The organism is Mesorhizobium sp. LEGMi-168a (assembly GCF_058312955.1).
In genome coordinates this window covers 1-5,936 of record NZ_JBZEGV010000067.1, presented here as the reverse complement: position 1 = coordinate 5,936, position 5,936 = coordinate 1, and the positions used below count along the sequence as shown (strand labels likewise).

At 64.0% G+C, this 5,936-nt stretch carries 4 protein-coding genes and 2 pseudogenes; 3 read left to right on the top strand and 3 right to left on the bottom strand.

Annotation, left to right across the window (positions count from 1 at the left end):
* Positions 1–176: 176 nt before the first annotated feature.
* Positions 177–965 (top strand): annotated as a pseudogene (gene istA, locus AC4FWB_RS33735) (IS21 family transposase); the annotation flags it as partial.
* Here the strand turns inward: istA and AC4FWB_RS33730 are convergent.
* From AC4FWB_RS33730 to AC4FWB_RS33720, 3 genes are all read right to left on the bottom strand, one after another.
* Positions 966–3,044, bottom strand: coding sequence for a recombinase family protein (locus AC4FWB_RS33730; protein ID WP_491030538.1), 2,079 nt, complete (start codon positions 3,042–3,044; stop codon positions 966–968).
* Between the two features lie 258 nt (positions 3,045–3,302).
* Positions 3,303–3,782, bottom strand: a complete 480-nt coding sequence (locus AC4FWB_RS33725) for a helix-turn-helix domain-containing protein (protein ID WP_491030537.1) — start codon at positions 3,780–3,782, stop codon at positions 3,303–3,305.
* A 167-nt stretch (positions 3,783–3,949) separates the two neighbouring features.
* Positions 3,950–4,210, bottom strand: coding sequence for a DUF5372 family protein (locus AC4FWB_RS33720; protein ID WP_491030539.1), 261 nt, complete (start codon positions 4,208–4,210; stop codon positions 3,950–3,952).
* A gap of 53 nt (positions 4,211–4,263) precedes the next feature.
* Between AC4FWB_RS33720 and AC4FWB_RS33715 the strand changes: the two are divergent.
* Positions 4,264–5,037 (top strand): annotated as a pseudogene (locus AC4FWB_RS33715) (Mu transposase domain-containing protein); the annotation flags it as partial.
* A 16-nt stretch (positions 5,038–5,053) separates the two neighbouring features.
* Positions 5,054–5,830, top strand: coding sequence for an IS21-like element helper ATPase IstB (gene istB / locus AC4FWB_RS33710; RefSeq protein ID WP_491030536.1), 777 nt, complete (start codon positions 5,054–5,056; stop codon positions 5,828–5,830).
* Positions 5,831–5,936 lie beyond the last annotated feature (106 nt).

Below are 5,936 nucleotides of genomic sequence, written 5' to 3'. Positions count from 1 at the left end.
TGCGTGTTTCAGTAAGTCCCGGACACCGATTTCGGTAAGTCGCGGACAGCAATTCCGCTAAATCCCGGACAGCGATTCCGCTAAGTCCCGGACACTTTCCGGGCCGGATTTGACGGTCGGTTCTCGGCTGCGCCGTTCTGGCAGTTTGGCCTCTCATGAAGACGTTGAGAGGGGCCATGCCAAGACGGAAGCAAGCGAGACGAACGAGCGTGAGAGACATCCGGACGATCCTGCGCCTGACCCATGAACAGGGTCTTTCGGTGCGCGAGGTGGCCGAGCGGCTGAAGATCGGCAAGACCTCGGTTTCGACCTATTTGCTGCGGGCGCGGGAGGCGGGGCTGTCGTGCTGGCCCTTGCCGCCGAGCTACGACGACGATGCGGCGTTGGAACGGCGTCTGTTTCACCGGATGGGCCGTCCGCCGCAAGACCTGAGCGAGCCGGACTGGGCGTTGGTTGCCCGGGAGCTGAAGCGCGAGGGGGTGACGCTGACACTTCTGTGGCAGGAATATCGCGCCACCCATCCCGACGGATACGGCTTCACTTGGTTCTGCGACCGGTTCGCCGCCTTCCGGCAGCAGGCGAGCCCGACGTTCCGCAACCGGCATTCGGCGGGCTCGGTGATGCAGACGGACTATGCCGGGCAGACGGTGCCAGTGATCGATCCGGCGACCGGCGTCATTTGCTCGGCGCAGATTTTTGTCGCGGTGCTGGGCGCCTCCAACCTGACCTTCGCCTTTGCCAGCTCCAGTCAGAAGCTGCCGGACTGGATCGACGGCCAGGTACGGGCGCTCAGCTTCTTCGGCGGGGTCACCAAGGCGATCGTCTGCGACAACCTGAAGGCAGGCGTCGCCAAGGCGCTATGGTTCGAGCCGACGCTGAACGCGACCTTTGCCGCGATGGCCGAGCATTACGACACCACGATCCTGCCGACCCGCAGCCGAAAGCCGCGCGACAAGGCGATTGTTTCATAGTGAGTCCTGTTCGGTTGATGGCACGGTAATTGAGGCACGGCGGGCGGCAACGGCGTTTCGGCCCGGGCGGCCTTTGATGATCTCGAGGTCGAGAGGAATGTCCCACAGACCACGGTTGAGACTGTCGCTGCAGACTTTGGTGATGAGCCCCTGGCGCCCCCATTGATGCACCGTGGTCTCAGCGACAGCGAAGTGTTCGGCCACTTCCTGCGTGGTGAGCAGACCATAATCGCGCAGGCGCTGGCGGCGGCTGGGCAGGTTGTAAGCTCCACGGATGAAGGCGATCTTCTTGAGATTGAACGGCTTGCCCTCCCAGGTTCGCAGGCCCTCTTCATTGAGGATATCGGCGATCTCGCGATCGCAATGTCGGTCGAGCAAGCGGTCGACCTTGGCGACGAGCTCAGGCTTGAACTTGCGGATTTGGGCGATCGGCAAAGGCCGCTCCAGCGTCAAGGTGCGGGTCGCCCCGCCGGATAGTCGCACGTTTGCGGTAATCGTCTCGGCCTTGACCAGGGTGACGTCGGCGACCAGCAGCCGCAGGATACGCTTGCGCTCGCGGACATCGATGCGGGGATCGCTCCAGATCCGTGGGAACTGCTCGGCAAGATCGCGGACGCGTTGCTGCGTCTCGGCATCGAGGGCAGCGGCTTCCTCGGGCGCGCGTCGTTCATAGTCCTCGACGACGTCGGTGTGGAGCCGCAGCTTCTCATTCCACTCGGCCTCAAGAGTGTCGGCAACGAGGCGATTGTCGGGATCGACCTTCATGTAGCGGCGCCGGGCGAGCTCGGCGTCATGACGCGTCCGCTCGACATGCTGTCGGCGCAACGTGTCCATCTCGGCGGCGCGTGCCTCAAGCTCGCGCTGCACCGCCAGGGTGACCTCAAGGGTCATCGGCGTCATCAGCTCGACAAGCAATGCACCCACCGCCGGGTCGACGACTTTGCCGGGCACGGACTGGCAGACCTTGCCGCCACGGCGGGTGGCAGTCTCCTGGCAGATATAGGTCGGGACAGGCTGACCGTGCTCCTGGCTGTAATGGACGCCCATGCGCCCGCCGCAAAGGCCGCAGAGAACTCTGCCTTGGAGCAAGGCGGATCCTTCGCGGACCGGCCCGGCGCGGCGCTGCATTCCATAGGCTTGTGCATTGGCGGCGAGACGCTCCTGGTTGGCCTTGAAGCGCTCCCAGTCGATATAACCCGGATGCAGGTCGGGCATGACGAACCGCCAGTCAGCCATATCCACCTTGATCTGAGAGACGCCGCCGCCCGGCCGGGGCCGTCCACGCGTTCGACCGTAAACGAAGGCGCCGGCATATCTCGGATTATGCAGGACCTGGAGGATGCGGGCGTGCCGTGGCGGCGCCCACATGAGTTCGCCTTTGTGCGGTCCCTTGCGCAGTCGTCGCGGGAACAGGATGCCTTCGTCGAGGAAGAACTTGACGGTTCTGGTTGCGCTGCTCAGGCGCTCGAAGGTCGTGAACACCATGCGGAGCGCGGCCTGCACCTCGGCGTCCGGGTCGAGTGCGAGGGTGCCATCGGGCAAGTAGACCAAGCCCACTGGCGGCCCTATCTTCAGATCGCCGCGGCTTGCCTTGTTGAGTTGGCCGCCGCGCATGCGCGCCTTGAGGAAGTGCAACTCCGCTTCCGACATCGTTCCTTTCAAACCCAAAAGAAGTCTGTCGTTGAAGCTGGCCGGGTCGTAGACGCCATCCTCATCGAGAATGAGGGTGCTGGTCAGGGCGCACAGCTCAAGCAACCGGTGCCAGTCGGCGGAGTTGCGGGCCAGGCGCGAGACCTCCAGCCCCATGACGACCCCGGCCTTGGCGAGGGCTACTTCGCTGACCAGTTCCTGGAAGCCGTCGCGGGCAACGGCGCTGGATCCCGATTTGCCCAGGTCGCAGTCGATCACGTGGACGCGTTCGACCGGCCAACCGGCGGCAATGGCGCGATCACGCAGCCCATACTGTCGCTGCGTGCTCTCGCCGTTCTCGGCGACCTGTCGCAGCGTAGACTGACGGATGTAGAGGTAGGCGTCGCGCCGAAGGTGATCGGCGGTGACTTTGAGGTCAGGCATGTGCTGGCTCCGCGGTTAGCGTAACAACAAGGCTGGCAAGGATGAGGGTGAGCTCGCTGGTGACGATCGCGCCTGCCGACGGGGGGCGATGTACCGGGCAAGGCGGCGTAAAGTTGGGTGTTGTCGTTGCGGCCTTGATCCAGGCGACCATGCCTTGGCGGCGCAGGGTTACGAGTCCTGATCCGGTGATCAGCCGGGCGCTGAGCACCGCGGCGCGCAGTTGTTCGTATGGGCCGACGAGGCTGGCCGCGCGGACGGTTAAGGCAGATCGAGTGGTTTTTTTTTGGGCGCCATGGCCCGCTCCAGACTTCGCCGGTGCACCCTGACGCCAAAGCGTGTGGCGATAGCGTCGACGCGTTGCGGCACGGTGAGGTCGGGCCTCGTCGTCCTGAGTTGGTCGATGTAGGCGAGGACCTCGGCGGAGATCTTGTGTCCGCCCTTTGGGCCCCGCTGCCGGGGCACCAGCCCGGCGAGGCCCTGGTCGGCCAAGGCGCTCTGAGCTTTGTAGAAGGTTGGCCGCGAGACCCCGAAGGCGCTGGCGACATCGCTGATCGGCACGCGATCGGCCTGATGGCGGCGCACCATCTCGTAGCGGACCTGCACAAGGTCCCTGGCATCGAAGAAGGGATTGCCGGCAAACAGCGTGTCGCGCACGGCCTCGGGGTGGGGGTTGAGTGCGCCGTCGCGGGCCAAGGCCTCGGCCTTTGGGTCGCGTCGTCTCGGCTTTTGCTTCGCCATGACCATCATCCAAATTGATTCGTAAATATAAATACGCCTTACCTGATGAGGCGTCAAACAAGGTCTCTTCACGATACCCGAGACAAACCTTGCAATTCTGGGCATTGATGCGGCATCCGAGGAGGCGTTGCGGCGTAATTTGCCTTACACAGGCGGCGTATTTAACCTTACGCATCTTCCGCCTCCGCTGGCGCAGAGACCCGATCCAGCAGCGTGAGCAAATCCAATAGGTCGACCGTCCGGAACGCCGCGCGCCCGGCCGCGACGCGCCGGAATGCGTCAGGCTGCTCCATGTCCGTCATTGCGGCAGCAATCGTGGGCAAGGTCCCGTCCGGAGCCCGGTAGATCACCCGGTCGTCGCCCCAATGCGGGCTGCGGCCGATCATGTCGAAGGTCTGGCCTTTAAGCGGGTGGAATGGGTGGGTAATGCGGACCGTGAGGCCGGTCGTCCCTATACGGGCTGCAGTTGACGGCTTTATCCAAAGGCAAGGTCGAGGGCGCGGTGTTGATCGTCGAGCGCTGGATACTGGCCCGGCTCAGGAATCGGACTTTCTTCTCGCTGGCCGAGCTCAATGCGGCGATCGCCGAACTGCTCGAGGAACTGAACAACCGGCCGATGCGCCTTGTCGGCAAAAGCCGCCGCGAACTGTTCGAGGAGATCGAGCGGACAGCCTTGCGGCCGCTGCCGGCGGTGCCGTTCGAATACGCGGAATGGAAATCGGCGAAGGTGCATCCCGACTACCATGTCGAGGTCGACAAGACCTTCTACTCCGTGCCGCACCGGCTGATCGGCCGCACCGTCCAGGTGCGGCTCACGCACCGAGTTGTCGAGATCTTCTACGATCACCAGCGTGTCGCCAGCCATGTCCGTCGCTCGCAGCGTTCTGGCCATGTCACCGTCAACGAACACATGCCCAAGGCGCATCAGCGCTACGCTAACACCACGCCGGCGAGCCTGATCGGTCGGGCCGCCAAAATCGGCCCCAACGCCGCCATCCTCGTCGAGCGCATGATGCGTGACCGGCCACATCCGGAACAGGGATACCGCGCGGCCATGGGCATCCTGTCGCTGGCAGTTCGCTACGGGCCGGAGCGCCTCGACGCCGCCTGCGAGCGGGCGCTGCTGATCAACGCGATCACCTATGCCTCCGTCACCGCCATTCTCAAAGCCGGCCTCGACCGGGCCAACTCCGCAGAGCCGGCAAAGCCGACACCGCCGCACGCCAACATCCGCGGCTCCACCTATTACCAGTGAAGGAAAGGAAGAAAGAATGCTGACAAATCCAACCCTCGATCAGATGCAGGCCCTCGGTCTGGCCGGCATGGCTGCCGCCTGGCGCGAACTGGCCGAACAGAGCAACGCCAAAGAGCTCAGCCGCGACGAGTGGCTCGGCCTGATGCTCGACCGTGAGGTCGCTATGCGCGCCGATAAGCGCGTCAAGAACCGGCTCGCCTCAGCCAGGCTGCGCTTTCCCGAAGCCTGCATCGAGGACATCGACTTTGCCACGCCGCGCGGGCTCGACCGGCGCAGCACCATGGCGCTCGCCCAAGGTGAATGGCTGAGGGCGCATGAGAACTTGATCGTCACCGGTCAGACCGGAACCGGAAAGTCATGGCTGGCCTGCGCCTTCGGCCGGCAAGCGGCACGGCTTGATCATTCCGTGCTCTATGTGCGCGCGCCACGCCTGTTCGAGGACCTTGCGCTCGCCCGCCTCGATGGCCGCTTCCCGCGCCTCATCGACAAGCTCACCCGCGCGCAACTGCTCATCCTCGACGACTTCGGAACCCACAGCCTCACCGACCAACAGCGCTTTCATCTGTTCGAAATCGTCGAAGAACGCTATCGGCGCAAATCCACCATCATCACCGCCCAGGCTCCGGTGGCCAAATGGCATGACCTGATTGCCGACGCCACCGTCGCCGACGCCATTCTCGACAGGATCGTGCACAACGCCCACCGCATCGTGCTCCAGGGCGACAGCATGCGAAAGCAAAAGGCGGTGCCCCTCTTGACCAGCGCCGAGAACGGCGAAATCAATCGCCCATGACGACAACCTGGCACCCGAGGACCACCGCCGCCAAACTGTCCGGGACTTGGTGAAACGCCTGTCCGCGACTTAGCGGAATCCCCGTCCGGCTTTTGCGAAATACGCA